Here is a 26,686-nt window from a genome sequence, read left to right on the forward strand (position 1 = left end):
CCGCCGTCACATATGGAGGTTGCCATGAAGGTGCTGATGATCGTCACGTCCAACGACAGGCTGGGCGATACCGGCCACAAGACCGGGCTGTGGCTGGAGGAACTGGCCGCGCCCTACTACGTGTTCGTGGACGCCGGGGCCCGGGTCACCCTGGCCTCGCCCAAGGGCGGCGCCGCGCCCGTGGACCCGCGCAGCGAGACGGAAGAGGCCCGGAACAAGGTCACCCGCCGCTTCACGGCGGACCCGGCGGCCATGGCCGCCCTGAAGGACACCGTGCCCCTGGCCGAGGTGCGGCCCGAGGACTACGACGTGCTGTTCTACCCCGGCGGGCACGGCCCCCTGTGGGATCTGGTGGACGACACGCGCTCGCTGGCCATCATCGAGAACATGCACCGCGCGGGCAAGCCCGTGGCGGCGGTGTGCCACGGCCCGGCCGTGCTGGCGCGGGCCACCGCGCCCGACGGCAAGCCGCTGGTGGCCCGGCGCAACGTGACCGGGTTCTCCAACGCCGAGGAGGACGCGGTGGGCCTGTCGCGGGTGGTGCCCTTCCTGTTGCAGGACGAGTTGACCCGGCTTGGCGCCAAGTACGAGCGCGGCCCGTTGTGGGAACCGCACGTGGTGGTGGACGGGCTGCTGGTCACCGGCCAGAACCCGGCCTCGTCGGAACGTACCGCCAAGGCCGTGCTGGAGGTGTTGGCCCGCTCGTGCGGCTGCGCGCCGTATCCGGGGGAACCGATCAAGGAACCGGGGGCGTAGCCCCGGAGCGAAAGGCGGGATGTGCCCCATGATCAGGGCAGGCCGGTCGATGGACCGCCTGCCCTTTGCCATTGCGCGGGACGGGGGGCTCAGGTGTCGTCGCCGGTTCCGTTAGTCCCGCCATTCCCGCCATTCCCGTTAGTCCCGTTGCCTCCGTTGCCCCCGTTGCCCCCGTTTCCGGATGCCGCGGGCCGCAGCAGGCAGGCGATGGCGTGGAACACGGTCTGCACGTAGCGGCCGGACAGCACTTCCGGCAGGGGGAAGCAGGGCGGGTCCCCGGCGGGTTCGCACCCGGCCAGGGCCACGAAGGTACGGCGCGACAGGTCTTCCAGCGGCCGTTCCAGCATGCCCACCCATAGCCGCTCGCGTTCGCCGGGGTCGTCATCGGGACTGCCGGGGGCGGGCGGCAGACCGGGGGAGGGAGGGATGTCGGACAGGCGGCAGCGCAGCGGGCGGCGGGCAAACAGCATGCATCGCCCGTCCGGTGCATCGGGTGCGCCCATGTCCGCCGCCGGGGCGGTGTCCCCGGCATCAGCGGCATCCGCGCCCGCAGCCGTGGCCCGTGCCGTCCGGGCCAGCAGCGGACAGGCGATCCGGTCCGCCGGGGCTTTGCCGCCGCTCGCCCCGCGTGCCGTTCCGTCTTCTTCCGTCATGTGCGCGGACACGGCGCGGTGCGCGCGGCAGGCCTCCTGCACGGCCCCGCGCTGGGCGGCGGTAAGCAGGGTGTCGGCGCTGCGGGCCAGGGCCGCCGCCTCCACCAGCGTCACCACCGGGGGCACGCGGCAGCAGCGGGCGTGGTCGCGGCCGCACTGCGGCGCGTCGGCCATGCCGGGCATGGCGCGCAGGGCCGCGTCCAGCCGGGCGGCCAAGGCCTCGTATTCGGCCAGCACGGGCAACAGGTCGTCGTGGCGGGCGGGTTCGGGCGCGGGTTCGCGCAGGGTCAGGGGGCGGTTGCGGCGGCCGTAGCGGCGCAGGGCGCTCCACTGGCGGTAGTTGGCGGGCCTGGAGCGCAGGCGGCGCATCAGCCGTTCGGTGCGGCGCTGGCCCATGCCCCGGCGCAGCAGGTAGGCGTTGAGCACCGTGCCGGTGCGCCCGATGCCGTAGCGACAGTGGATGTACACCCGGCGGCCCAGGTACACGGCCTCGTCCAGCCAGTCCAGGGCCTGTTCCAGGGCGGTCTCGTCCGGGGCGTGCTCGTCCTCTATGGGCAGGTAGAACACGTCGAAGCCCTGCTCCTGCTCCAGTTCCGCCAGCACGCACAATTCCTCGCACAGGTTCAGGATGGCCTGGATGCCCTGTTCGCGCAGGGCGTCGAGATGCTCGCGCGTCACCGGCGCGGGTCCGGCGGCGATGTGCGGGGTGACCCAGGTGACCGGGAACGCGGGATGGCCCGACGGGGCCTGGGTGGTCAAGGCATCGCGCAGGAAGGCGGCCACCCCGCGCGCGGCGCGCAGCAACAGGCCGCCCCGGCGGGAGCTGCCGCCGCCCCCCGGTGAAGATGGTGAAGACGGCGAAGAGGGGGGGGGCGGTGGCTGGGCCGGGGGATGCCCCGGTGGCTGGCCGGGCGGGACAGCGGGAGGCGGTGAGCCGGGGCCGCTCATGGCGCGCCCCCGCCCGCCGTGTCCAGCCGGGCCAGGAAGTCGTCGGCCATGGCCTCGGCCTCGTCGGCGTCACCGATGCGTACGTCCAGCAGGCGGGTTTCCGCCAGCAGCATGCCCAGCATGGCCAGCCGTTTCTGGATCACCGCCTCGGCGTCCGGGCCGTGCCGGGCGTCCAGCAGGTCGCCGCGCGTCTTCACGGCAAAGCCCTGCCGGGCCAGCACCCGTTCCAGCACGCGAATGCGCAGTTCGCGCCCTTCCGCCGCCGCGCCGCCGCCCTTGAACCGGAACTGGATGTAGTTGGTGCGGTCCTCGGGCGCGCACAGGGTGTCCACCAGCGCGAAATGATAGCCGAAGCGCATCATCAGGTGCGCATAGTGAGCGGAGATGACCGCGTAGCTGGCCAGTTGGGGCGCGTCGCGCCGGAAGATGCCCGCGCTGATGCGGTCCAGCTCGTTCCAGTCCGCCGCCGGGGGCATGTTGGCCCACAGCTCGCGCGCGGCGGACAGGCCGAACCACAGCGCCCACATGGGCGTGGAGCGGAAGTCGTCGGGGCCGATCTCCTCCTTGCCCGCCGCCGTGGGGAACAGCCCGTCCTCGATGTTCAGCACGTACATGATCATGGGCACGTCGGTGCGCAGCTTCTTGGCGCCGCCAAGGCCGCGCCCACCGCGCCCCACGAGGGAGAACATCTCGGCCACCCCGCGCTCGTGGGCGAAGCGCACCAGGTCGTGCATGGACCGGCAGTTTTCCGGCGCGAAGTCGCTGGAGGCCGGGTCCGTGAGGTTCAATTTGGCGATGTGCTGCATGGCCCGGGCCAGACGGCGCATGCCGCCGCGCCGTTCGCGGGCCGCTGCCGCCGCCTTGCGCCGGGCGCGGGGCCGGGCGTCCGCGCCCTTTTCCCGGCCCGCCCGGTCTGCATAGACGCGGCCGGTGGCCCCGTCCACGGTGACCACGGCCCCGTCGGGGATGGCGGTGAACGGGTCGGCGATGCCGGTGACCACGGGCAGCCCGAACTCGCGGGCCACCGAGGCGAAATGGCAGGCCCGGCTGCCGGTCTGGGCCACCACGGCCTCCAGCCGGTCGATGATCCGGGTCAGCGAGGGGCCGAGGGTGGTGGTGACCAGCACGGTGCCCTGGGGCATGTCGCCGATCTCGCAGCAGATGGCCGCGTGGCGGGCCGTGCCGCTGCCCACCCCGGCGGAGACCGGTTCGCTGCCTTCGGCCAGCAGGGGCAGCGTGTCGTGGGCTGCGTCGGCTGCCGGGGCGGCATCCCCCGCATCATCCACCCCGGCGGCCCGCTCCGGCACGACGCCGTGCTCCGTGCCGCCGGGCACTGGGCGCGACTGCACGATGAAGATGCGCCCTGTCTGGTCCAGCACCCATTCCACGTCCTGCGGTTCGCCGAACAGGTTTTCCAGTTCGCGGCCGTAGCGGGCCAGGCGCTTCATGTCCTCTGTGGTCAGCAGGGGGGTGGCCGGCAGGGGCGCGCCCGGCGCGGGCCGTTCCAGGATGCGGCTGCGCGGCCTGCGCGACAGCCACGCCGATTGCGCGGGCGTGTCGCCGCTAACCAGCACGTCGCCGGTGCCCGCCACGGCGTGCACGGCGGTGACGCCTTCGACCAGTTCCCCGGCGGGCAGGCGGCGCGGCGGGTCGGGGTCGCGGGTGTAGATCACCCCGGCGCAGGCCGCGTCCAGCATGGGCATGAGCAGCGCGGCCATGGGGGTTTCCGCGTCGGCCAGGCCGTGCAGGATGCGGTAGGACAGCGCGCGCGGCTGGTACTTGGAGGCCACCACCCGCTTCCAGGCGGTGCCCGCGTGGGCGGGCTCCACCCGCAGCACGCTGGCGTACTGCCCGGCGAAGGACACCGGGCCGTCCTCGGCCACGGCGCTGCTGCGCACGGCCAGCGGGGCGCGCTGGGGGCTCATGGCGTAGGCGGCGGTAAGGATGTCCTCTTCCAGCCGGGGCGGCAGGTCCGCCTCCAGGATCATGGCCCGCAACTCCTCGGAGATGGCGGCCAGCTCGTCCGGCCGCGACAGGCGCAGGCGGCGCAGGCGCGCGTCGATGGGCTCGCGCAGTTCGTTGTGCTCGATGAAGTAGTGGTAGGCGGCGGCGGTGACCACCGTGGCGTCGGGCACGGGCAGCATGGTCTCGCGCCGCACGGCGGCCAGGCGCGCGGCCTTGCCGCCCGCCCGGTCCGGGCGCTGGTGCGCCTCGGCCAGGGGGATGACGTAGGGGGGCGCAAGGTCCGGCTCGGGCACGCTGACGGCCATGCGCATGTAGAAGGCGATCTTGTTGCAGTAGTCGGCCAGGCCCATGTACCGGGCGGGGTTCATCTCCATCAGCTGGCCCAGCATGGCGCGCACCGCGTCGTCCAACTGGTCGGCCAGTTCGACCACGCGCGACCAGTCCACCTTCTCGTTGCCGTAGTGGATGTCCTCCAGTTCGGCGATGAGTTCGAGACTGCGCGAGTCGTGCCGCAGCAGTTCGCGGAAGGCGTTGTACTTGCGCCGCAGCAGGGTGCCGGGCGCGAAGACCTGGTAGGTCCAGTGACGGAACAGTTCGCCGATGGCCATTGCGCTCCTTCGGTGGGCAAGCCGTGGTGACGGAAAGATATCGCAGGAACGCTACGCGCCCAGCACCTCGGCCACCTTGCTTTCCAGTTCTTCCTTGTCGATGGGCTTCACGCAGTACTCGTTGGCCCCCAGGCGCAACGATTCGCGGGCCGTCTCCAGCGTGGGGTAGCCGGTCAGCATGATCACCCGGATGTCCGGGCGCAGCTTCTTCAGCTCTTCCAGCACCTCCACCCCGGTCATGCGCCGCAGCTTCATGTCCAGGATGGCCAGGTCCGCGCCCTTGCCGCGCACGTGGGCAATGGCCTCCTCCTCGTCCGTGAACACCGAGACCGCGTGCCCCTTGCGCTCCAGGATGCGCTTGATGAGCACCCCCGCGTCGATGACGTCGTCCAGCACGATGATGTCCGCCATGGTTTCCTTCTTTGTTGTCTCTGCGGGCCGGTTTTTTGTAAGCCTCCGGCGGGCAGGGGGCCATGCCCCCTGCACCCCCCTCATTTATTGACGGGGATAGCCGCAGGTTCATGCTTTATGCGGATTATACGGGGCCGTTTCCTGCCTCTCCTGTTGGGGGAGTGGGAACCCGACAATGAAAAAGTTTAGGGGGGAGGGGTCCGGGGAGGGAGACCCTTTTCAAAGGGTCCCCTCCCCGGTTCTCTTCCCGCACGGAGCCGGCCACACAACCATGCTGCTGTACATCCACGTGCCCTTCTGCCGGCGCAAGTGCCGGTACTGCGCCTTCCACTCGCTGGAGATGGGGGCGGCGTCGGCCGTGCGCGACTACGTGGACACCGTGCTGCGTGAACTGGCCGTGTGGGGCGACCGCATGGGCGGCGTGCCGGTGACCTCGGTGTTCTTTGGCGGGGGCACGCCCAGCCTGCTGCCCGCGCGGACCATCGGGGCCATCCTGGATCGGGTGCGCAAGGCGTTCGCGGTGCAGCCGGGCGCGGAGATCAGCATGGAGGGCAACCCGGAATCGCTGCTGCGGCCGTCGGAATTGCGCACCCTGCTGTCCGTGGGGGTGAACCGGCTGTCCATGGGCGTGCAGTGCCTGGACGACGCCATGCTGCACGCCCTGGGCAGGCCGCACCGCGCGCGCGAAGCGCTGGACGCCTACCGGACGGTGCGCGCGGCGGGCTTCCAGAACGTGGGCATGGACCTGATCTGGGGCCTGCCGGGCCAGACCCTGCGCCAGTGGATGAAGCAGTTGAAGGAGGTGGTGCGCCAGCGGCCGGACCACCTGTCCTGTTACGGCCTGACGCTGGAGCCGGGCACCCCGCTGGAGAACGACTGCGTCTCCGGCAGGCTGGACCTGCCGCCGGAGCGCGCCCAGGCCGCCATGTTCATGGACGGGGCGGAACTGCTGGAATCCGAAGGCTACATCCATTACGAAATTTCCAACTTCGCCCGCATGGGCTTCCAGTGCCGCCACAACCTGGGCTATTGGGAAGGCGAGGACTACCTTGGCCTTGGCCCGTCGGCGGCGTCCACCATCGGCGGCCTGCGCTGGAACAACCCCGAGGACCACGCCGCCTGGGCCCGCCAGGTGGACGAGGGCCGCGTGGGCACCGAGGCCGAACGGCTGACCCCGCAGACGCGGGTGCTGGAACTGATCATGCTGCGGCTGCGCACGGCGCGCGGCCTGCGGGTGAAGGCCTACCGCGAGCTGACCGGGCGCGACTTCCTGCGCGACCACCGGCGGCTGGTGCACGTGCTGCACCGCGAAGGGCTGCTGCGCATCCGCGACGGCTACCTGCGGCTGACCCGCGGCGGCATGCTGGTTTCCAACTCCATCCTTGAACGGCTGTTCGAGGACACCGAGGCGCTGATGGCCCTGCCCGCCGAAACACCGCCCCCCGGCCGGAATGCGACCGGGCATGACGCCGTTGGGCATGACGTCGCAGGGCATGACGTCGGCGGGGATAGCGCCGACGGGGATGCCGGCGGCGGGCGCAGCCATGGCTGACGCCGCCGCGCCAGTGCCGCCCGAAAGGCCGCGTCTTTCCGACGGCCACGGGTCCGGAGCGCGCCTCCGCGTTCCCCCGGCCCGCCTTGGCGACAGCATGCTGGGCTGGGTGCTGCTGGTGGTGCTGGCGACGGTGGTGGCCACCAGCGCCACCCATGTGCTGCGCGAGCGCGAACGCCACATGGACATGGCCCGCCTGCGGCTGGAAGGGCAACTGCGCCTGATGGGCGAACGCGTGGGCGGGCTGTTGCAGGCCATGGACATCTCGCTGGCCAGCCTGGCCCTGGACGTGGCGGAACGCCAGGGCGCGGACCGGCCCACCCTCGACAGGATGCTGGCCCGGCGGCTGGACCTGTTGCGTCCCCATGCCATGGAACTGGCCTGGATAGCCCCGGACGGGCACGTGGCGGCGTCCACCGGCCCCTTCCCCTGTTCTGCCGGTTCTGCCGGTCCTGCCGGTTCTGCCGGTCCCCTGCCCGTGGCTGCGGTGCTGGCCGCCCACCGCGACCTGCTGCGCGATTTCCACGTGGTCAGGCTGCCGGAGCCCCAGGGTCCGCATGGGGCCGCGCCCCCCCGGATGCTGCTGAGCCGCCGCATCTCCGGGCCGGACGGCAGCTTCGCCGGGGCGCTGGCGGCCCTGCTCGACCCCGTTTCCTTCCATGACCGCTACCAGGACTACGACCCGGACGAGGCCGAATGCACCGCGCTGCTCGGCGAGGATGCCTCGCCACTGGTGGTGTGGCCCCCGGATGCCGGGGCGGCCTGCCTGCGCGCCTCGGTGGCCGCGGCCACCGGCGTCTGGCCGGACGGTTCGCGGGACGGTTCCTCTTCTCCGGACAAGGCCGGGCAGGCGAGCCAGGCCGGACAGACCGGACAGGCCGGGTCCGCTCCGGACGCGCCGCCCTCGCTCGATGGCGCGTCCCTGGCCGACATGCCCGACGATGGCATGTCCGGCAGGGGGAGCATCACGCCCGGCCTGCGCATCGTGGAAACGCCCGAGGCGTTGGTGGCGGTGCACCAGTTGCGCGGCTTTCCGTTCCGCATGACCATGCACACCCCGCTGGATCTGGCGCTGTCCGTGTGGCGGCGGCAGACGGTGGCCAACGCGGGCATGACCCTGGCCCTGTGCATGGCCGTCTCGCTGCTGGCCTGGTCGGCCAGCCGCCAGCGCGGCCGACGCCTGGAGGCGGAGACCGCGCTGCGCCGCAGCGAGGCCCGCTACCGCACCCTGGCCGAAAACTATCCCGGCGGGGCCATCATGCTCTTCGACGAGGGCATGCACTGCCTGCTGGCCGACGGGCTGGGACTGACCGGTCTGCTGGCGCCAAGCCAGCGGCTTGAAGGGGCCACGCCTTCGGACGTGCTGCCCCCGCAGGCGGCCCTGCCCTTCGAGGAACAATTGCAGGTGGCCCTGGCGGGCGCCGAGCTTACCTTCACCATGGCGGTGAACGACCGCATTCACGAGGTGCGCCTGCGCCCCCTGCACGAGGACCTCGAAACCGGCACGCCCGCCCGGTGCATGGCCGTGCTGCAGGACATCACCCAGCGCGAGGCCGCCCGCGTGGCCCTGCGCCAGAGCGAGGCCCGCCTGCAGGAGGCGCAGCAGATCGCCCGCATGGGCAGCTTCGAACTGTACCTGGACACCGGGGCGTTCGTGTGGTCCGCCGGGCTGTACGAGATGCTCGGCCACGATCCCGCGCAGCCGCCCCCGGCCCCGGCCGAGGTATTCGCCATCCACGCGCCGGAAGAACTGGGCTGGTACCACGAACACGTGGCCAGCATTTCGGACGAGCCGGTGACGGAATTGCAGCGCGTCTTTCCGTACCGCACCCTGGGGGGACGGCAGGGCTGGGGACAGTTCCGCTGCCGGGTCACGCGCGGGCCGGACCGCCTGCCCCTGCACGCCCAGGGCACCTTCCAGGACATCACCAGCCTGCGCGAGGCGGAACTGGCCCTGCGCGACAGCGAGGCCCGGCTCAACGAGGCCCAGTTCATCGCCCGCATGGGCAGCTATTCGGTGAACCTGCGCGAGGGCGAGGCGTTCTGGTCGCCCAACCTGTTCCACCTGCTGGAACTGGACCCGCACGACGGTCCGCTGGTGCCGGGCGAGGCCTTCCGCCGCCATGCCCCGGAAACCGCGCCATGGTTCGAATCGTTCCTGTCCACCCCGGCGGACCGGCCGGAAACCACGCTCCAGCGCTCGTTCCCCTACGTCACCGCCACCGGACGGCGCGGGTTCGGGCGGCTGCACCTGATGGCGCGGCACGGCGCGGACGGCCTGCCCGAACACATCCGGGGCACCTTCCAGGACATCACCCCCCTGCACGAGGCCGAACAGGCCCTGCGCGACAGCGAAACCCGCCTGCAAGAGGCGCAGCGCATCGCGCGCATCGGGAGCTTCGAGTTCGACCTCACCTGCGACCGGGCCGACTACTGGTCGCCCGGCCTGTACGCCCTGCTGGAACTGGACCCGGCCACGCCCCCCACGCCCCCCTCGCAGGGCACCGTCATCCATGCGCCAGAGCGCGCCGGATGGTACGAAGCGCTGCTGGCCTCGCGCATTCCCCAGCCGGAAAGCATCCTCGTGGACACCGTCCCCTTCCTCACCGCCAGGGGCCGCAGGGGCATGGGGCACATGCAGGCCGTGGTGCAGCGCGACGCGAACGGCGCGCCCCTGCGCATGCGCGGCACCTTCCAGGACATCACCCGCCTGCACGAGGCCGAACAGGCCCTGCGCGACAGCGAAGCCCGGCTGCTGGAGGCCCAGCTCATCGCGGGCATCGGCAGCTTCGACTTCGACATCGCCAACGACGCGGCCACCTACTGGTCGCCGGGGCTGTACGCCCTGCTCGAGGTGGAGCCCGGCACGCCGCTGCCCAGCCCGCTGGAGGGCTGCCGCATGTACGCCCCGGACTACGTGGCGCAGTTCGAGCGGATGCTCACCGAACCCGCCGACGAGCCGGAATCCGTCTTCTGGGACACCATCCCCCTGCTGACGGCCAAGGGGCGGCGGATGATGGGACAGATGAAGGCCGTGGTGCAGCGCGGGCCGGACGGCAGGCCGGTGCGGGCGCGCGGCGCCTTCCAGGACATCAGCCGCCTGCACGAGGCGGAGCAGGCCCTGCAACGGGCCAAGGAAGAGGCGGAAAGCGCCAGCGAACTCAAGAGCCAGTTCGTGGCCAACATCAGCCACGAGATGCGCACCCCGCTCTCCGGCATCCTGGGCATCGTGGACGTGGCCCTCTCCCGCCTGCACGACGCCACGCCCCACGCCCGCGACGACGAACAGGCCCGCTACCTTTCCATGATCCGCAACGTGTCCGAGGGGTTGCTGCACGTGATCAACGACCTGCTGGACTTCTCGCGCATGGAGGCCGGGCGGCTGGGGCTGGACCAGGTGACCTACGACCTGCGCGCCGCCGTCAACGACGCGCTGGCGCCGCTGGCCGTGCAGGCGGAACGCAAGGGGCTGTCGCTCACCGTGCACATCGACGCGGAGGCGCCCGCCCAGATGCAGGGCGACCCGCTGCGGCTGCGCCAGGTGCTGGTGAATCTGGCGGGCAACGCCGTGAAGTTCACCGACGCGGGCAGCGTGCACGTGGACGTGCGCCGCAGCGGGTCGTGCCCCCGGCCGGGCGGCTGCCTGCGCTTCAGCGTGGAGGACACGGGCTCCGGCATCGCGGCGGACAAGCTGCCCCTGCTGTTCGAAAGTTTCTCGCAGGCCGACGGCTCGCACACCCGGCTCCACCGGGGCAGCGGCCTGGGCCTTGCCATCTCGCGGCACATCGTGCGGTTGCAGGGCGGGGACATCGGGGTGGACAGCACCCCCGGCCAGGGCAGCCGGTTCTGGTTCACCCTGCCCATGGACAAGGACGCACCGCAGGGGGCCACCGCCCCCACCGATCTGCGCCTGGCCCGTCCGCCCCACTTGGCCCACCTGGCCCATGGGGCGGCCGACGATGCCGAGCCGGAAACGGCCCCTCCCCTGCGCGTGCTGCTGGCCGAGGACAACGACCTGAACCGCGAATTCCTGACCTTCTTCCTGAAGGAACGCGGCTACGAGGTGCACCTGGCCATCGACGGGCAGGAAGCGCTGGACCGCCTGCGCGACGGCTGCCCCATGGAACCCGGAGCCGGCGCAACCGTCGGCCCCGATGACCGGGGCCGACGCGCCCCCTTCGACGTGGTGCTCATGGACGTGCAGATGCCCGTGGTCAGCGGGCTGGAGGCCACCCGCCGCATCCGCGAGGCGGCGGCGCAGGGGGCCGCCTGGGCGGACGTGCCGGTCATCGCCCTGACCGCCCACGCCATGCAGGGCGACCGCGACCGCTTCCTGGCCGAAGGCATGGACGACTTCATCGCCAAGCCGGTGAACCGCGACACCCTGTTCGCGGCCATCGAAACCCAGGTGGCCCGCTACCGCGAAAAGCGGGGGGCGACGGGCAGCGGCACGGGCGGGGCATAGCCGTCAACGGTCCGCACGCGATCCGCCCTCTCCCATTTTTCTCCCGTAAAACGCAGGACGGCCCGGCATATGCCGGACCGTCCTGCGTTACGGGAAAAATTCCACTCCTTACTACTAATCCCATTTCACTAACCGAGTGAGTGTACCTTCTTTCCTTGTGGGGGTGCCGCGCATTGGCACACACAATTCTTATTCAAGGATCGTAAAACGTGCATTGCGTCGGCAGCGCCACCGCACTGGCCTTTACGTCTCCGGCCGGACAGCACACTCGCTCGCCAGAGGGTGTCGGCATGAGTAGGATTTTTGTTCTCTGCCAAGGAAGAACAATTTTTTATGGAGGGAGTATACTCTGATGGTATTCGACCGGAATAAAAAACTGTTCTGACGCAGGCAGAGGTCAAAAAGACACTCATGCCGACACCCTCTAGCTGATTTCCCGCGTCGTGCGGAATTCCACCTTCGGATACCGCTCCATGGCCGATTCCAGCCGCCACGGGTTGGGGGCCAGGTACGCCAGCGCGCCTTCCGCATCCACGGCCAGTTCGCCGCGATGATAATCCTGGAAGTCCGCGAAGATCTTCTTGTCCTCGCAGTACACCCAGCGCGCCGTATGGGTGCCCACGCCCTCGTACACGGCGTCCACGCCGTACTCGTCGGCCAGCCGCGCCACGATGACGTCGAACTGCAACACCCCCACCGCGCCCAGGATGTAGTCGTTGTTCACCAGCGGGCGGAACAGCTGCACCGCGCCTTCCTCGGCCAGTTGTTCCAGCCCCTTCTGCAACTGCTTGGCCTTCAGCGGGTTCTTCAGGCGCACCCGGCGGAAATGCTCCGGCGCGAAGTTGGGAATGCCCACGAACTTCAGCGCTTCCTTGGACTCGGTGAAGGTATCGCCGATCTTGATGGTGCCGTGGTTGGGAATGCCGATGATATCGCCGGGAAAGGCCTCTTCCACGCCGGTGCGGTCCTGCGCCATGAAGATGGTGGCGTTGGCCACGGTCACGTCCTTGCCGGTGCGGTGGTGCTTCAGGCGCATGCCCCGCGTGAACGTGCCGGAACAGATGCGCAGGAAGGCCATGCGGTCGCGGTGGGCCTTGTCCATGTTGGCCTGTATCTTGAAGACCACGCCGGTGAACGCCTCCTCGCCGGGCTCCACCACGCGGGTGGCGGCCGGGCGCGGCTGCGGGCCGGGGGCGAACTCCACGAACATGTCCAACATCTCGCGCACGCCGAAGTTGTTGATGGCGCTGCCGAAGAACACCGGGGTCAGTTCGCCCTTCAGGTAGCGCTGCTCGTCGAAGGGCGTGCCCGCCTCTTCCAGCAGGGCGAGATCCATGCGCAACTGTTCGGCCTGGTCGCCCAGATATTCGTCCAGTTGCGGGTCGTCCACGCCGTGGATGACGATGCCCGACTGGATGCGCCCGCCATGGGTGGCGGAAAAGAGGTGCAACTGCTTGTGCAGCAGGTCGTAGGTGCCCTTGAAGCTGGACCCCATGCCGATGGGCCAGGTCATGGGGGCGCACTCGATCCGCAGGTGCTGCTCGATGTCGGCCATGACGTCCAGCGGGTGCAACGCCTCGCGGTCCATCTTGTTGATGAAGGTCATGACCGGCGTGGCGCGCATGCGGCACACGTCCATCAGCTTGCGGGTCTGGGCTTCCACGCCCTTGGCCGCGTCGATGACCACCAGGGCCGAGTCCACGGCGGTGAGCACGCGGTAGGTATCTTCCGAAAAGTCCTGGTGGCCGGGGGTGTCCAGCAGGTTCACCACCCGGTCGCGGTAGGGAAACTGCATGACCGAAGTGGTGACGGAAATGCCGCGCTCGCGCTCCATGGCCATCCAGTCCGAGGTGGCGTGGCGGGCGGCCTTGCGCGCCTTGACCGAACCGGCCATCTGGATGGCCCCGCCGAACAGCAGCAGCTTTTCGGTCAGGGTGGTCTTGCCCGCGTCGGGGTGGCTGATGATGGCGAAGGTGCGGCGGCGCGCGGCCTCGCGTTCCAGTCTGCTGCTCACGGCAATGGTCCTCGAATGGGTCTGGGATTGGTCGGGTGCGCAGGGGCGTCAGGTGCGTCGGGGGCGTCGGGCTCCGCCCCGTCCCGGTCCGGTCTCGGTCCGGGCATGCCTTGCCGGCCCGATGCGCCGGGGAACTGCCCGGAATGTAAAACGCCCGGCCGGGCCAGTGAAGGGAGCGCCCGAAAGGGGGACGCCGGCGGGCCGGAAACGGGGGCGGCGCGACAAAAAAGGGGGGCGGGCCTTGCCCGCGCGAGAAGCGGAGTTATGCTACACCTGAAGAGAGCGGTCAACCGCAACGCCGTGGACCGGCAGGCGGCGGCAGCCCGAGGCTGGCCGGTACGGGCGGCGGCGCACCATGCACAGGCCCCCTTGTTTTACATTTTCGTCAGCCATTCCGGGGTGATGCAAAAACACGCACAAGATGCTTTCCCGGCATGCGGTTTTCGGTTATTGTCCGAAAGTTTCGCGCCCGGAGTCTCATTCCAATGACTCCGCACCCCAACCGCAGGCCGCCCGGCGGCCACCCGACGAGATGACGGCATCCCCTTCCTGCTACGGCATCATTCCCGCCCGCTACGCCTCGTCCCGTTTTCCCGGCAAGCCGCTGGCCGACATCGCGGGCATGCCCATGTTCTGGCATGTGTACCGCCGCGCGGCCCGCTGCCCGGAACTGCGCGAGGTGGTGCTGGCAACCGACGACGAACGCATCGCCGAGGCGGCGCACCGGCTTGGGGTGCCCTTCGTCATGACCCGGCCCGACCACGCAAGCGGCACCGACCGGGTGTACGAGGCGGCCTGCCAGTTGGGCGGGGCCGAAAAATTGCCGGACGACGCGGTGGTGGTGAACATCCAGGGCGACGAACCCGCGCTGGACCCGCGCATGCTCAGCCAACTGGTGGCCCCGTTCGCCGCCGGGCCGGATGGGCCGGATGGCGCGGACAGAGCAGACGGGGCAGACGGGGCGCGGGTGCGCGTGACCACCCTGGCCATGGCCATCGACGCGGCAGAGGCCGCCAGCCCCGACCGGGTCAAGGTGGTCACGGCGGCCAACGGCGACGCGCTGTACTTTTCGCGCGCGGCCATCCCCTTCGCACGGGACGGCGGCGCGCACGGCCCGGCCTACCTCGGTCATGTCGGGCTGTACGCCTTCCGGCTGGAGGCGCTGCGCGCCTTCACGCAACTGCCGCCCTCTTCCCTGGAGCGGCGCGAAAAACTGGAGCAGTTGCGGCTGCTCGAAAACGGCATTCCCATCCGGGTCGTGCCCACCACCTGCCGTACCCACGGGGTGGACCGGCCCGAAGACATCGGCATCATCATCAACCTGCTTGGGGAGAACGAAGGATGAGAGCTTTCCTGGCCCTGGAAGACGGCTTCGTGCTTGAGGGGCGCTCGTTCACCGGTCGCGGCGAATCGGGCGGCGAGGTCATCTTCAATACCGGGATGACGGGCTACCAGGAGGTCCTCACGGACCCCTCGTACGCCGGGCAGATGGTCTGCATGACCTACCCTCTCATCGGCAACTACGGCGTGACGGCCGAGGACATGGAGTCCGGCAAGGTCCATGTGGAGGCCCTCATCGTCAAGGAATGTTGCAAGACGCCCTCCAACTGGCGGGCAAAGATGTCGCTGCCCGACTACCTTGCGCAGCACGGGGTCATGGGCATCGAGGGCATCGACACCCGCGCCCTGACCCGCCACCTGCGCATCAACGGCGCCATGCGCGGCATCATCTCCACCGAGACGGACGACCGCGACGAACTGGTGCGCCGCGCCCGCGCCCTGCCCACCATGGAAGGCCAGAACCTGGTCACCAGGGTGGCCCCCGCCGCGCCCTACCGCTGGGACGGCGCCCGCCCGCAGCCGGTGGAACTGGCCGCCGACGGCTCGTACGCCTGGCCCGGCCCCGGCCCGCGCCTGGTGGTGTACGACTACGGCATCAAGTGGAACATCCTGCGCCTGCTCACCGACCAGGGCTTCGACCTGCTGGTGGTGCCGCCGTCGTTCACGGCCATGCAGGTGGCGGCCAGCGGAGCCGAGGCGGTGTTCCTGTCCAACGGCCCCGGCGACCCGGCCACCCTTACGGATGAAGTGCGCGAAATCCGCGTGATGACCGAGCGCATGCCCGTGGCGGGCATCTGCCTTGGCCACCAGTTGCTGGGCCACGCCTTGGGCGGCGCCACCCACAAGCTGAAGTTCGGCCACCACGGGTGCAACCACCCGGTCAAGGACCTGGTGACCGGGCACATCGAAATCTCCTCGCAGAACCACGGGTTCTGCGTGGACATCGAGAGCCTGCCCGACGTAGAAATAACCCATGTGAACCTGAACGACGGCACGCTGGAAGGGTTCGCCCACAAGACCAGACCCATCCTGGCCGTACAGCACCACCCCGAGGCAAGCCCCGGCCCCACCGACAGCCGGTACTTCTTCGCCCGGTTCCGCAGCATGGTGCGGGAGGCCGTGGGCCGTTAGGGGCTGTTCCTAAATTGTCCTTTCGCCCGTTGGCTTCGTCAAACTTCGCTTGCCATGTCGGTCGAATACGAGAAGAGTATACTCCCTCATGGCAGGCTCGTTTTCCTTGCCAACGAACGAAAATCCTAATTTAGCAACAGCCCCTGGGGCGCACGCTCCAAGGGATCACGTACTCGATTGAATACAGCCTGACGCAGGGGGCGCGGTACAGGCACGCCGCGCCCCTTCGCATACGGGGCCCTGCCCCACCCACGCGACGCCATTCCGGGGGCGATGCATGTCCAACGATCTCACCAAGGCACGACAACTGCTCACCCAGGTGCGCACCCTGCTGCGCCAGGGCAAGGTTATGCCCGCCGCCCAGTCCTTTCACGAAGCGCTGGTGCTGGTGCTGAAAAACCCGCTGATGAAGGCCGAGCGCGACGAATTCGAGCGCATGCTGGCCGACGCCTCGTCCTACCTCGACAACGACCCCGAGCTGCGCAAGGTCTTCCCGCTCAGGATCGACTACAAGCCCGGCGCGGAACGCCAGGTGCTGGACACCGTGCGCGAACTGGTCAAGGCGGTGAACGAGGCCGCCGTGAACGAGGCGCAGGAGCACATCAAGCTGCTGGAGGCCCGCAAGCTCGCCGAACTGGAGCGCGGCCAGAAGCTGCTGGACGACAAGGACTACGACGCCGCCAACGACGTGTTCCGGCAACTGGTGGTGGAATTCAGCGACGACCCGGCGCTGAAGGGCGACATCGGCGAGCGGTTCCTGAAGGCCGGGCGGTACGAGGACGCCTTCGACTACCTGGCCCAGGCCCTGGACCAGAGCCCGGAATCCGTCCACCTGTACAACCGCATCGGCATGGCCCTGCGCAGGATGGGCAAGTTCGAGGTGGCGGAAAAATACTACTTCAAGGCCGCCCAGTACACCGGGCGCGACCCCAACCTGTTCTTCAACATCGGCCGCCTGTACGTGGACTGGGGCAAGTGGGACAAGGTGGCCAAGGCCGCCTCGGCCGCGCTGCAACTGAAGCCCGACTTCGACGAGGCGCGCAAGATGCTGGAATTCGCAACCCGCCAGATGGGCAAGTAGCCGCGGCCATGCCGGATGGCAGCGCAGAAGGGGCCGGTCCTGGGACCGGCCCCTTCTGCATTTACGCCGCCCGCGCAGCGTTCCCGGGGCATGAAAAGGCCCCGCCGAAGCGGGGCCGGTTTGGCTTTGCCTACCATTCCGCCACTGGTGAAACGACCGGGGTGTTCTGCAGGGAGTAGTCGCAGGACGAAAGCACCGTGCTGTCGTCGGCGCGGACGATGCGCGAGGCCACGTAGATCTTTTCCTGCGGAGCGCTGCGGCCCGAGACGCTGGACCGGACAACGGCATAGGTGCCGACCACGACGGCTGCCGCATTGTGCATCCGGCTGATTTCCTTCACGTCGCGGCTGAGCATGAATTCGCCCTTGCCTTCCTGCACAAACAGCGAATTCTGGCGCAGTTTCAGTTCCACCACGTGGTAGCCGCGCTGGGAAAGACGCGAGCCCACGAGTTCCGCGACCATCCGCCCGAAGGTGGAGGATTCGGTCAGATTGTTCACGTTGACGAAACTGGCCACGATGATGGGCTGGTCCTTGGAGATGGGCAGGCGCAGATTGGCATCGAGTTTTTCAGCGATGGCGTAGCCTGCTTCCACGTAGTCGCTGCCCAATTCGTAGGGAGAACCCTGCGCGTCTTGCGACTGCCGGGCCGCGCAGGCTGAGCCCAACATGACGGCGGCAAGGGACAAGAGCAGGACCAATGCACGGGAAATGGCAGGGATAGATTTCATGTGGTCCTCCTACTTGCTGACGACCTGAAGTTGTTTCGTGGGCAGCGTGACCGGAGTTTCCCAGGGGACCTGCCGTTCCCAGTATTGAGCCTTCTCGGCGCGGTCGATGTAGTAGACGGCCAGGAAGTTGCGGCGCAGTTGCCCATCCTGCTTGACCACGACACCGATAATGAGTTCGGTGTCCGTCGTGCTCATGGAGTTCCACTGAGACGAGGCGTTGGCGCCTTCCACGGCGAGCCCGCTCAGGATCAGGATGGTGTCCAGACTATCGTGCCAGTCTGCGCTGTTGTGGTCGAAATAGTGCACTCCTGCAAGGCCCAATCCTGCCAGCAGCAGCCCCATGCCGGGGAAAGGCGCGTTGTGCGGACGCGGCCCCCGGTGCTCGACTATCTGGGTTCCCCAGTCGAGTTCGATGGCGCCATTGGGGACTGCGCTGACCGGTATGCCCCGAAGCATGGCTTCGTGCCGCATGAACTGCGCGAACGCCCGTCCGAACGACGAGCGGTCGTCCTGCGCCACGTACACGGGCTTTCCGGATTCCAGTTTCAGGCCGTCGAACACCGTGGCGGCGAGTTCGCGCCAGTGTTCTGCGGCTTCCAGTTGCTGCTGGGTGGAAAATACGTGGCCGACCGGCTTGGGAACACGGGCGCAACCCGTCATGGCCAGCACAAGGAACAACAGCGCGGACACTCTCAGCATTGGGGGCCTCCTCGACGGTTTTTGATCTTCATATCGCGCCCGTAAGGAAGGTCAATTTTTATTTTCAGAAGAGCATGTTCGTGAATGTTGGGAAAGATGAGCAAGAACGACGCAAAACGACGCGCGATTTCGAGATGCGTTTTGCCTTGTTTTCGTGTCCGAACCGCGCCGCAAGAGAATCAGGTCCGCTCCCCAAAGGACAGTTTGACTATATGCAGAAAACCCAGGGCTCTAAACGCGGAGTTTTCTGCATATGAAAAGGCCCGCCGGATGCATGCATCCGGCGGGCTCTGTCATCGCGGCTGGTCCGCAGAACTCGTCGTCATCGGTCCGTGGGCAGTTCGCAATTGGGCTGTTCCGTGGAGCCGGGACCGGCCATGGGGCGGAAGCACCGTTTGGTGCCGCCGCACACCGGGCAGCGCCAGGTGTCGGGCAGGTCTTCGAACCGGGTGCCCGGCGGGACCTTGCCCTTCCGGTCCCCCCGGTCGGGGTCGTAGACGTAGCCGCAATTGACGGTCTGGCAGCGCCACATGTCCTTGGGATCGGCCATGGTGTCTCCTTTCCCCCGGAGCCGGGCCGGATGCCGGTCCGCTGCGAAATGACGCGGACGGCCGCTGCGCCGCCCGCATCCGGTCGCAACGTCTACCAGTTGATGCCCAGCAGTTCGAAGTGGGCCTGCGGGTGGGCGCAGGCGGGGCACAGGTCCGGGGCCCCGGTGCCTTCGTGCAGGTAGCCACAGTTGCGGCAGCGCCACACCACGGACGATTCGCGCACGAACACGCGGCCTTCCTTGACGTTTTTGGCGAAGCCCAGGAAGCGGCGCTCGTGGAATTCCTCGGCCACGGCGATGCTCATGAACACCTTGGCGATCTCGTCAAAGCCTTCCTCGCGGGCGATGCGCGCGAACGAGGGGTACATTTCGGTGTACTCGTGGTTTTCGCCAGCCGCCGAACTGATGAGGTTGGCGTGGGTGTCGCCGATGACGCCGGCCGGGAAGCCGCCGACGATCTCCACCTCGCCGCCTTCAAGGAACTTGAACAGGCGCTTGGCGTGTTCCTTTTCCTGACTGGCGGTTTCGCAAAAGATGTCGGCGATCTGGACGAAGCCGTCCTTCTTGGCGCGGGCGCCGAAGTAGTCGTAGCGGTTGCGGGCCTGCGATTCGCCGGCAAAGGCGGTCAGGATGTTGCGTTCGGTCTTGGTGCCTTTCAGGGCTTTCATGACTGCTCCTTGTAATTGTCGTCGTGTTCCGGGTGAAAAGGGGAGGTCGCCTGATGGCGCATTCGGCAGCGCGGCCGGATGCGCCGTAAACCGTGACCCGGCGGCCCCTGCGGGGGGCGCCGGAACTGTTGCGTGATGGCCGTGGATGCGCGCCATGCCCGGTCGGCACGGCAGGCGGGGCGAAACCGGCGGGGGCGGCGAAGCACGAACCGTGTGCAGTTCGTGCGCTCAACCCATGCAGTTGGCCGCCATGCACCGTACAACCCTGTCAAGACGCCATCGCGCGACCGTACATTCACCGCGCATCCCGCGCAAGAGTGAACGTGCAGCCGACCGGCGCGCAACTGGGCGCGCAACCGGGCGGCAACGTGGCGCTTAATTCTTCGAGGCGCAGCCCTCGCACACCCCCTCGAACTCCACCCGTCCGGAAAGGATGATGAAGCCGGGCGCGCGCGCCCCCGTGATGTCGGGCACGCGCACGGGTTCCATCACGTCGCCCACGCGGCCGCACTGGGTGCAGCGCACGTGCTGGTGGGGGGTGATGTTGCCGTCGAAGCGCTTCTGCGACCCAGCCGACTCCAGCTTCAGGATGTCGCCCGATTCGGCCAGCAGATCGAGGTTGCGGTACACGGTGCCCAGGCTGATGCGCGGCAGGCGCTGCCGGACCATGCCGTAGATCTCGTCCGCCGTGGGGTGGGAATGCACCCGGCGCAGTTCTTCAAGGATGACCATGCGCTGCTTGGTCATGCGGGTCTGTTGTTGCAGGCGGACCTGTTGCTGCTGGGTCATGTGGGACCTCACGTTGTTTATTGGTAATGATTACTGTTTGTGAGGAGCCCTGTCAAGACCCTGTCAAAAAAAGACACGACCCGCACCGCGAAGTGAAGCGGCACCTCCGAAACGCGGCAGGGCCGCCGGGATAATCCCGGCGGCCCTGAAACGTTCCGTGTGCCCCGGCTGCCCGGTCCGCCCCCCGGCGGGACCGGCCTTCCGGCCGCGCCGCTACCCGTCGGTAAGCGACGGCTTCAACTCGCCCATGGCCGCCCACAGCTTGGACAGCGCGTCCAGGTATTCCGCCTTGGCCCCGGTCAGGGCGGCCTCGGCGGCGGTCAGCTTGGCCTGGGCGTCCAGCACGTCGGTGTTGGTGCCCACCTGGGCCTGGTAGCGGGCCACGGCCACGCGGTAGGCTTCCTCGGCCTGGGCCAGCCCCTTGGTGGCCACCGCGATGCGCTTGGAGGAATCGGTCAGGGTCAGCAGGCGCGACTGCACCTCGTAGGCCACCTCGTGGCGCAGGTTGGCCTCTTCGGCGCGCACCTGCGTTTCCACCTGGCGGGCCTGCTGGCCGGAATACCATGTCCGGCCCCACTCGAAGACGCTCCACTCGGCCCTGAGCCCGGTGGACCACTGGCTGAACCCGGTGGGGCTCAGGGTGCTGCCCGAAACGTCGGGATGGTCGCCATCCGTGGCCCAGTTGAAGTTGGCCGAAACCTGCGGGTACAGCCCGCTGTCCGCGATGCGCACGTCCTTGCCCGCAATCTCCACGGCCTTGCCCGCGATGCGCACGTCGGGCCGGTTGCGGTAGGCGCGCTCCAGGCACTGCTCCAGGGTCATGTCGAAGCCCACGGGCACCAACGCGCCCACGTAGGCGGTGTCGTCGGCCACGGGCAGGGTGAGCAGGGTGTTCAGCCGGGCGTGCTGCGTGGAATGATTGTTCTCGGCGGTGATCAGCAGCGATTCGGCGTTGGATACGTCCACCTCGGCCTGCAACACGTCCAGGCGCGGGCGCAGCCCCACGTCGTAGAAGGCCCGGGTGACCTTGGCCTGTTCGAGCAGGCGGTTCAGGGCGTCGCGCGCGCTGCGCACGTTCTCGCCCGACTTCAGGTAGGCCAGGAAGGCCTCCTGCACCTGCACGGTGAGGTCCAGGCGCGACTTGTCCAGGGTCAGGGACTGGCGCTCGGTCTCCAGCGCGGCCCTCTGGTAGGTGGACAGCAGCTTCAGCCCCGTGAACAGCGGCTGGCTGACGCCCACGGTCCAGGTGTAGGTGTCGTCGTCCAGTTCGCGCGACATGGAGCGGGGCTTCTCGTTCAGGCGGTCGTAGCCGTAGGAGGTGGACACGGCCGGGCCGAACGCGCCGCGCGCCGACTTGCGCCCTTCTTCCGCCGCGTCGCGCCCGGCGCGGGCGGCCACCACGCCCTGGTTGTCGCGCAGGGCAGATTCCACGGCGCGGCGCATGTCGTATTCGCCCCCGCTGGCCGTGGCGGCCATGCCCCCCGGCATGCCGGGAGCGGGTGCGGCCGCGTCGGCCGCCAGCGCCGGGGCGATCAGTCCGGGACCGGCCAGGGCCGCGCCCAGCACCAGGAAAAGAAGGGCCGCGAGCGCGGGGCGGCGCATGCGGCGTGGCGTCATCGACGGGCCAGTGGCGGTGGTGCGATGCATGGATACTCCTGACGGAGGCTGCGTGGAATGGGGAGTGTGTCCGGCGTGCGCCGGGGGTGAAGCCCGGACATGCGGCTGCTTGATATGGTATGGTCCGGCACCCATGGCCGGGCCGGGCCGGACCTGGCCTGATCTGACCGGGCCGTGCCGGGCACGGCACCCATGGCTGGACCGGATACGCGCCGGAGTGTAGCCGGGGCCGGGCGCACTTGCAACAATGTGCACATGCCCTCGCCGCGCGGGGTGCGGCCTTTGCACAACCCGGCCGGATGGAGCGGTGCGCATGCGCACGGGCGGCGGCCCGTGGCCGGGCGGCGGCAGCCCGCGCCCCGCGCCGCTTTTCCGCCGCTCCCGGAAAAGTGCGCCCCTTTTCGGGCCGGAGCCCCGGAATCCCATTGCATCATTGTCCCGAGACGACTAAATGGAGGGCGGGGTGCCGGACGCGCCCACGGTGTGGCGCGGCCCGGCGAAACCGGACGCCCGCGGCGCCGCGCAGCACGCCCCGCCCGCCCCCCTCCCGGCCACGCACGGCGCCACGGCGCTCTGCCGCCAGCCAGCCGCACGGTACAACTCAACTACGGTGGAGACACCCAACGTCATGGATAATACCAGCATTCTTTCGATTCTTTCCCAGGCCACCCTGGTGGCCAAGTTCGTCCTCGCCCTTCTGGTGCTCATGTCCATCGGCAGCTGGACGCTGATGTTCCAGAAGTGGTTCGCCCTGAAAGCCGCCCAGCGCAAGGCCGCCGACGGCCTGGACCGCTTCCAGAAGGCCCGCGACCTGCGCGAGGCCGTGCAGTCGCTGGGCGGCGACGCCGCCTCGCCCCTGTATCACGTGGCCCAGCAGGGCGTGGCCGAGTTCAACCGCCTGAAAGAGGCGGGCAGCTCGGGCGACGTGGTGGCCGACAACGTGCGCCGCTCGCTGCGCCAGGGCGTGGGCAACGAAATGACCCGACTTTCCGCCTCGCTGTCGTTCCTGGCCACCGCCGCCAACACCGCCCCGTTCATCGGCCTGTTCGGCACGGTGTGGGGCATCATGCATTCGTTCCACGCCATCGGCCAGATGAAGAGCGCCTCGCTGGCCACCGTGGCCCCCGGCATCTCCGAGGCGCTCATCGCCACGGCCATCGGCCTGTTCGTGGCCATCCCGGCCACCGTGGGCTACAACATCTTCCTGGGCATGATCAGCAACATCGAGGTGCAGCTGGTCAACTTCGCGGGCGCATTCCTGAACCGCGTGCAGCGCGAGATCAACGCCCATCGCGGCGCGGGCCGCCCCTCTGCTGAACGCGGCGACCGCCCCGACCGCACGGACCGGGGGTAGCCCATGGGCGCTTCCGTCGGCAACAAGGGCGGCTTCGTCGCCGAAATCAACGTCACGCCCTTCGTGGACGTGATGCTGGTGCTGCTGATCATCTTCATGGTCACGGCCCCCATGATGACCGAGGGCCTCGAGGTGGACCTGCCCCAGACGCGCACCGTGCAGGTGCTGCCCGCGGACAGCGACCACCTGCTGCTCACCATACGCAGGGACGGGGTGATGTACCTCGACGAGTACAAGGTGACCATCGAGGAACTGGAAGGCTACCTGCAACGGCTGGTCAAGGAGAAGAACAAGCTGCTCTTCCTCCAGGCCGACAAGGCCGTGCCCTACGGCGTGGTGGTGGACGTGATGGGTCACATCAAGGCGGCGGGCATCGAGAAGCTCGGCGTCGTGGCGGAACGCGAGGACCCGAAGAAGAAATGATCCCGTCATCATGCAAGGACGGCACGGTCCGGTTCCACATCCTTCGCGGCAAGGCCGCACGGTAGGCCGGGGTCGACATGCGCTACACAAGTTTCCTGCTGTCGCTCAGCCTGCACTGCGCCATCGTGCTGCTGGTCTTTTTCTGGCCCGCGTCGCCGCCGGTGCGCCTGGACATGCCCGTGGTGCAGGTGGACCTGGTGAGCCTGGGCGCGCCCGGCGGCCCCAAGGCCCCGCCCGCGCCCGCTCCCGGCCCCGCGCAGCCGCAGGCCGCCCCGGCCCCCGCGCCCACGGCGTCGTCGCCCAAGGCCGCGCCCGTGGCCACGCCCGAGGTGCAGGAAAAGCCCGCGCCCAAGGCCGAGCCCAAGCCTGAACCCAAACCGGAGCCCAAGCCCGAGCCGAAACCGGAACCCAAGCCGGAACCCAAGCCCGACGCCAAGGCCATCAGCGAAAAGAAGGACGAGCAGCAGGCCAAGCCGGAACCGCCCAAGGACGTTTCCAAGAACGCCACGGCCGCCGCGCCCCCCAAACCGGAGCCCAAGCCCGCGCCCAAGGCTCCGGACCCCAAGGACGTATTGAAGCAGGCCCTGGCCGACGTGCAGACCAAGACCGGCGGCGCGCCCGAACAGGGCAAGTCCCGCGCGGGCGTCACCTCGGGCGCGCAGGGTGCCAAGGACGTGGCCAGCGCCCTGTCCGCCCTGCAGGCCACCGTGGGCAAGAGCGGCGGTGGCGGCGGCGCGGCGGGCGGCGGCGACGGCAGCGGGGGCGACGGCTCCGGCGGCGTCGGCATCGCCGGGGTGTACACCATGCAGGTCATGCAGATCGTGCGCAGCCACTGGGAATTCCCCGCCCTCGCCAACCGCGAGAACCTCCAGGTGCGGGTGCGGGTGAAGGTGGCCCCCAACGGCCAGATCCAGGATTTCAACGTGGAGCAGTCCTCGGGCCGGGCCGACTTCGACTCGTCGACCCTGAAGGCGCTGGGCAAGACCGGCATGCTGCCGCCGCCGCCCAGCCCGGAATTCCAGGACCTTGTGCTCAACTTCAACCTTCAGGAAATGATCGGAAAAAGATGAGACAGCATCGTGCCATCCACCGCCTTCTGGCGGCAGTGTGCCTCATCGCGTGCTGCGCGCTGGCGGCCCCGGCCCGTGCGGCGGGCCCCGTGCAGATCGACATTTACGGCCCCGGCCAGGGCAGCCTGAACCTCGCCCTGGCCGACCCGCTGGGCCCCGCGCCCGGCACGCCCGTGACCGGCCAGGGCGCGAAACTCAACGAGATCATCCGCGAAAACCTGAGCTTCCTGCCGTTCCTGCGCCTGACCGACCCCAAGGCCATCCTGGGCGGCACGGTGCTGCAAAGCTACAAGGCCCCGGACATCGACTTCAAGCGCTTCCAGCTTGCGGGCACCGACCTTGTGGTCACGGCGGGCTGGCCGCAGGGCGACGCGCCCGGCAAGCCCTTCGTCGAACTGCGCGTGTACGAGGCGTATTCGGGCAAGCTGGTGTTCGGCAAGGGCTACTACGACATCCAGGAAACGCAGCTGCCCGACGTGGCCGACCGGTTCTGCTCCGACCTCATGAAGGCCCTGACCGGCCGGGGCGAGTTCTTCAAGTCCACCCTGGCCTTCGTGAAGGCCGGCGGCAAGAACAAGAAGGACGTCTGGCTCAGCAAGCCCACCGGCCGCGACCTGCGCCAGATCACCAACCTGCCGGGCGAGGCCCTGTCCCCGTCGTGGTCGCCCGACGCGCGGTTCATCGTGTTCAGCCACATGGACGACCGCACCCACGCCCTCGGGGTGTGGGACCGCCTGACCCGCCAGACCCAGCGCATCAAGTTTCCGGGCAACACCGTCATCGGGCCCACCTTCATGCCCGACAACAAGGTGGCGGTCAGCCTTTCCACCGGCAAGAACCCCGGCATCTTCCTGCTGAACCACGTGTTCCAGAAGGAACGCACCCTGGAGGACAGCGCCTCCATCGACGTTTCGCCCTCGTTCGACGCCACCGGCACCAAGATGGCCTTCTGCTCCAGCCGCCTGGGCGGCCCGCAGATATTCCTGAAGGACCTGACCACCGGGCAGGTGACCCGCATCAGCCGCAGCGGCAGCTACAACACCGCCCCGTCCATCAGCCCCGACGGCACGCTGATCGCCTTTGCCCGCATGACCGACTTCGGGCACCGCATCTTCGTGTACGACATGGTCACCCAGTCGGAACGGCAGGTCACCTTCGGCCCCGGCACCGACGAAACCCCGTCCTTCGCGCCCGACAGCTACTTCCTGGCGTTCACCTCCACCCGTAGCGGCGCGAAGCAGATCTACCTGATCACCCGGCATGGCGGCGACGCCAAGCGGGTGCCCACGGGCTCGGGGGACGCGTCGTTTCCGGACTGGGGCATGATTCCCGACTAGGGGCTGTCTCTAACTTGTCCTTTTGCCCGTTGGCTGACCGACCCGAAGGGCGCGAAGCGTGCCCGTTGGGCGAGCTTGCGAGCCCTACGGGCATCGTGCGCAACGCGGTCAAACTTCGCCTGCCATGTCGGTCGAATACCATAAGAGTATACTCCCTCATGGCAGGCTCGTTTTCCTTGCCAACGAACAAAAAACCTAATTTGGAGACAGCCCCTAGGCGGACGCACGCAGAAGATGGCGCGAACCCGCCATTGCCACCGGCCTGCAAGGCGCGCGGCGGCCCCCGTCCCCTTGATGTTTCACGGGGCGCGGGTTGCAACCCGCGGCGGCGGGAAACGTTCCGGACGAGGCATTGCGGCCTCCCGACCGCCCGGAACGGAAAAAAATCGTGCGGGAAAGTGGAGATACCGCAATCCCCCATCTTGACAAAAAACGGCGTAGAGATACCATTACTGCTGTCCCACTCCGGGGGTGTTAGGGTTGCGGCCGAAGCCGACGGAAAGGGATAAAGGAAAGGAACCGTT

At 68.7% G+C, this 26,686-nt stretch carries 20 protein-coding genes; 10 read left to right on the top strand and 10 right to left on the bottom strand.

Annotation, left to right across the window (positions count from 1 at the left end; all coding sequences use genetic code 11):
- Positions 1-24: 24 nt before the first annotated feature.
- On the top strand, positions 25-756 hold the full coding sequence (locus V6B97_RS10370; RefSeq protein WP_333506432.1) for a type 1 glutamine amidotransferase domain-containing protein: 732 nt from the start codon (positions 25-27) through the stop codon (positions 754-756).
- 89 nt (positions 757-845) lie between these two features.
- Here the strand turns inward: V6B97_RS10370 and V6B97_RS10375 are convergent, their stop codons facing one another.
- The 3 genes from V6B97_RS10375 to V6B97_RS10385 all read right to left on the bottom strand — a co-directional run bounded on the left by V6B97_RS10375 (position 846) and on the right by V6B97_RS10385 (position 5,341).
- On the bottom strand, positions 846-2,213 hold the full coding sequence (locus tag V6B97_RS10375; RefSeq protein ID WP_333506433.1) for a protein-tyrosine phosphatase family protein: 1,368 nt from the start codon (positions 2,211-2,213) through the stop codon (positions 846-848).
- A 140-nt stretch (positions 2,214-2,353) separates the two neighbouring features.
- Positions 2,354-4,930: a PEP/pyruvate-binding domain-containing protein gene (locus V6B97_RS10380; protein WP_333506434.1), complete on the bottom strand. Its 2,577-nt coding sequence runs from the start codon at positions 4,928-4,930 to the stop codon at positions 2,354-2,356.
- 51 nt (positions 4,931-4,981) lie between these two features.
- A complete protein-coding gene (locus V6B97_RS10385; RefSeq protein ID WP_333506435.1) occupies positions 4,982-5,341 on the bottom strand; it encodes a response regulator in 360 nt (119 codons plus the stop codon).
- Between the two features lie 271 nt (positions 5,342-5,612).
- Here V6B97_RS10385 and hemW point away from each other — a divergent pair, with 271 nt between their 5' ends.
- Together hemW and V6B97_RS10395 are read left to right on the top strand one after the other, a co-directional pair.
- A complete protein-coding gene (gene hemW, locus V6B97_RS10390) occupies positions 5,613-6,893 on the top strand; it encodes a radical SAM family heme chaperone HemW (RefSeq protein WP_333506436.1) in 1,281 nt (426 codons plus the stop codon).
- Between the two features lie 97 nt (positions 6,894-6,990).
- Positions 6,991-11,358: an ATP-binding protein gene (locus V6B97_RS10395; RefSeq protein WP_333506437.1), complete on the top strand. Its 4,368-nt coding sequence runs from the start codon at positions 6,991-6,993 to the stop codon at positions 11,356-11,358.
- 424 nt (positions 11,359-11,782) lie between these two features.
- Here the strand turns inward: V6B97_RS10395 and V6B97_RS10400 are convergent, their stop codons facing one another.
- Entirely contained in the window at positions 11,783-13,372 is a 1,590-nt protein-coding gene (locus tag V6B97_RS10400; protein WP_333506438.1) for a peptide chain release factor 3, read from the bottom strand.
- Positions 13,373-13,904: 532 nt separating this feature from the next.
- On the opposite strand from V6B97_RS10400, the gene kdsB reads away from it, so the two are divergent.
- The 3 genes from kdsB to V6B97_RS10415 all read left to right on the top strand — a co-directional run bounded on the left by kdsB (position 13,905) and on the right by V6B97_RS10415 (position 16,925).
- Positions 13,905-14,717 (top strand): 3-deoxy-manno-octulosonate cytidylyltransferase, encoded by an 813-nt coding sequence (gene kdsB, locus V6B97_RS10405; RefSeq protein WP_333506439.1) that lies wholly within the window; start codon positions 13,905-13,907, stop codon positions 14,715-14,717.
- Entirely contained in the window at positions 14,714-15,844 is a 1,131-nt protein-coding gene (gene carA, locus V6B97_RS10410; protein ID WP_333506440.1) for a glutamine-hydrolyzing carbamoyl-phosphate synthase small subunit, read from the top strand. Before kdsB ends, carA begins: the two co-directional genes overlap by 4 nt.
- Before the next feature lie 277 nt (positions 15,845-16,121).
- A complete protein-coding gene (locus V6B97_RS10415; RefSeq protein WP_333506441.1) occupies positions 16,122-16,925 on the top strand; it encodes a tetratricopeptide repeat protein in 804 nt (267 codons plus the stop codon).
- Positions 16,926-17,055: 130 nt separating this feature from the next.
- Here the strand turns inward: V6B97_RS10415 and V6B97_RS10420 are convergent, their stop codons facing one another.
- The 6 genes from V6B97_RS10420 to V6B97_RS10445 all read right to left on the bottom strand — a co-directional run bounded on the left by V6B97_RS10420 (position 17,056) and on the right by V6B97_RS10445 (position 22,008).
- A complete protein-coding gene (locus V6B97_RS10420; RefSeq protein WP_333506442.1) occupies positions 17,056-17,655 on the bottom strand; it encodes a FlgO family outer membrane protein in 600 nt (199 codons plus the stop codon).
- A gap of 9 nt (positions 17,656-17,664) precedes the next feature.
- A complete protein-coding gene (locus V6B97_RS10425; protein WP_333506443.1) occupies positions 17,665-18,354 on the bottom strand; it encodes a hypothetical protein in 690 nt (229 codons plus the stop codon).
- Between the two features lie 322 nt (positions 18,355-18,676).
- Positions 18,677-18,904 (bottom strand): rubredoxin, encoded by a 228-nt coding sequence (locus V6B97_RS10430; RefSeq protein ID WP_333506444.1) that lies wholly within the window; start codon positions 18,902-18,904, stop codon positions 18,677-18,679.
- Positions 18,905-18,996: 92 nt separating this feature from the next.
- The gene (rbr, locus tag V6B97_RS10435; RefSeq protein WP_333506445.1) at positions 18,997-19,572 is read right to left on the bottom strand and encodes a rubrerythrin; all 576 of its coding nucleotides are present in this window, start codon (positions 19,570-19,572) and stop codon (positions 18,997-18,999) included.
- Positions 19,573-19,947: 375 nt separating this feature from the next.
- Complete coding sequence (locus tag V6B97_RS10440; protein ID WP_333506446.1) at positions 19,948-20,361, bottom strand: Fur family transcriptional regulator; 414 nt, start codon at positions 20,359-20,361, stop codon at positions 19,948-19,950.
- A 213-nt stretch (positions 20,362-20,574) separates the two neighbouring features.
- Entirely contained in the window at positions 20,575-22,008 is a 1,434-nt protein-coding gene (locus V6B97_RS10445) for a TolC family protein (protein ID WP_333506447.1), read from the bottom strand.
- A gap of 598 nt (positions 22,009-22,606) precedes the next feature.
- On the opposite strand from V6B97_RS10445, the gene tolQ reads away from it, so the two are divergent.
- The 4 genes from tolQ (at position 22,607) to tolB (ending at position 26,162) form a co-directional block, all read left to right on the top strand.
- On the top strand, positions 22,607-23,332 hold the full coding sequence (tolQ, locus tag V6B97_RS10450) for a protein TolQ (RefSeq protein WP_333506448.1): 726 nt from the start codon (positions 22,607-22,609) through the stop codon (positions 23,330-23,332).
- Positions 23,333-23,335: 3 nt separating this feature from the next.
- Positions 23,336-23,755: a protein TolR gene (tolR, locus tag V6B97_RS10455; RefSeq protein WP_333506449.1), complete on the top strand. Its 420-nt coding sequence runs from the start codon at positions 23,336-23,338 to the stop codon at positions 23,753-23,755.
- A 77-nt stretch (positions 23,756-23,832) separates the two neighbouring features.
- A complete protein-coding gene (gene tolA, locus V6B97_RS10460) occupies positions 23,833-24,825 on the top strand; it encodes a cell envelope integrity protein TolA (protein WP_333506450.1) in 993 nt (330 codons plus the stop codon).
- Positions 24,822-26,162 (top strand): Tol-Pal system beta propeller repeat protein TolB, encoded by a 1,341-nt coding sequence (gene tolB, locus V6B97_RS10465; RefSeq protein ID WP_333506451.1) that lies wholly within the window; start codon positions 24,822-24,824, stop codon positions 26,160-26,162. Before tolA ends, tolB begins: the two co-directional genes overlap by 4 nt.
- Positions 26,163-26,686 lie beyond the last annotated feature (524 nt).

Origin of the sequence: Nitratidesulfovibrio sp. 1201_IL3209 (genome assembly GCF_036763125.1) — a bacterium.
Lineage (GTDB): Bacteria > Desulfobacterota > Desulfovibrionia > Desulfovibrionales > Desulfovibrionaceae > Cupidesulfovibrio.

Coding starts and splice junctions, on each gene's coding strand:
- V6B97_RS10370 (WP_333506432.1), top strand. CDS start 25: ATGAAGGTGCTGATGATCGTCACGTCCAACGACAGGCTGGGCGATACC.
- V6B97_RS10380 (WP_333506434.1), bottom strand. CDS start 4,930: ATGGCCATCGGCGAACTGTTCCGTCACTGGACCTACCAGGTCTTCGCG.
- V6B97_RS10385 (WP_333506435.1), bottom strand. CDS start 5,341: ATGGCGGACATCATCGTGCTGGACGACGTCATCGACGCGGGGGTGCTC.
- hemW (WP_333506436.1), top strand. CDS start 5,613: ATGCTGCTGTACATCCACGTGCCCTTCTGCCGGCGCAAGTGCCGGTAC.
- V6B97_RS10395 (WP_333506437.1), top strand. CDS start 6,991: ATGCTGGGCTGGGTGCTGCTGGTGGTGCTGGCGACGGTGGTGGCCACC.
- kdsB (WP_333506439.1), top strand. CDS start 13,905: ATGACGGCATCCCCTTCCTGCTACGGCATCATTCCCGCCCGCTACGCC.
- carA (WP_333506440.1), top strand. CDS start 14,714: ATGAGAGCTTTCCTGGCCCTGGAAGACGGCTTCGTGCTTGAGGGGCGC.
- V6B97_RS10415 (WP_333506441.1), top strand. CDS start 16,122: ATGTCCAACGATCTCACCAAGGCACGACAACTGCTCACCCAGGTGCGC.
- V6B97_RS10420 (WP_333506442.1), bottom strand. CDS start 17,655: ATGAAATCTATCCCTGCCATTTCCCGTGCATTGGTCCTGCTCTTGTCC.
- V6B97_RS10425 (WP_333506443.1), bottom strand. CDS start 18,354: ATGCTGAGAGTGTCCGCGCTGTTGTTCCTTGTGCTGGCCATGACGGGT.
- V6B97_RS10430 (WP_333506444.1), bottom strand. CDS start 18,904: ATGGCCGATCCCAAGGACATGTGGCGCTGCCAGACCGTCAATTGCGGC.
- rbr (WP_333506445.1), bottom strand. CDS start 19,572: ATGAAAGCCCTGAAAGGCACCAAGACCGAACGCAACATCCTGACCGCC.
- V6B97_RS10440 (WP_333506446.1), bottom strand. CDS start 20,361: ATGACCCAGCAGCAACAGGTCCGCCTGCAACAACAGACCCGCATGACC.
- V6B97_RS10445 (WP_333506447.1), bottom strand. CDS start 22,008: ATGCATCGCACCACCGCCACTGGCCCGTCGATGACGCCACGCCGCATG.
- tolQ (WP_333506448.1), top strand. CDS start 22,607: ATGGATAATACCAGCATTCTTTCGATTCTTTCCCAGGCCACCCTGGTG.
- tolR (WP_333506449.1), top strand. CDS start 23,336: ATGGGCGCTTCCGTCGGCAACAAGGGCGGCTTCGTCGCCGAAATCAAC.
- tolA (WP_333506450.1), top strand. CDS start 23,833: ATGCGCTACACAAGTTTCCTGCTGTCGCTCAGCCTGCACTGCGCCATC.
- tolB (WP_333506451.1), top strand. CDS start 24,822: ATGAGACAGCATCGTGCCATCCACCGCCTTCTGGCGGCAGTGTGCCTC.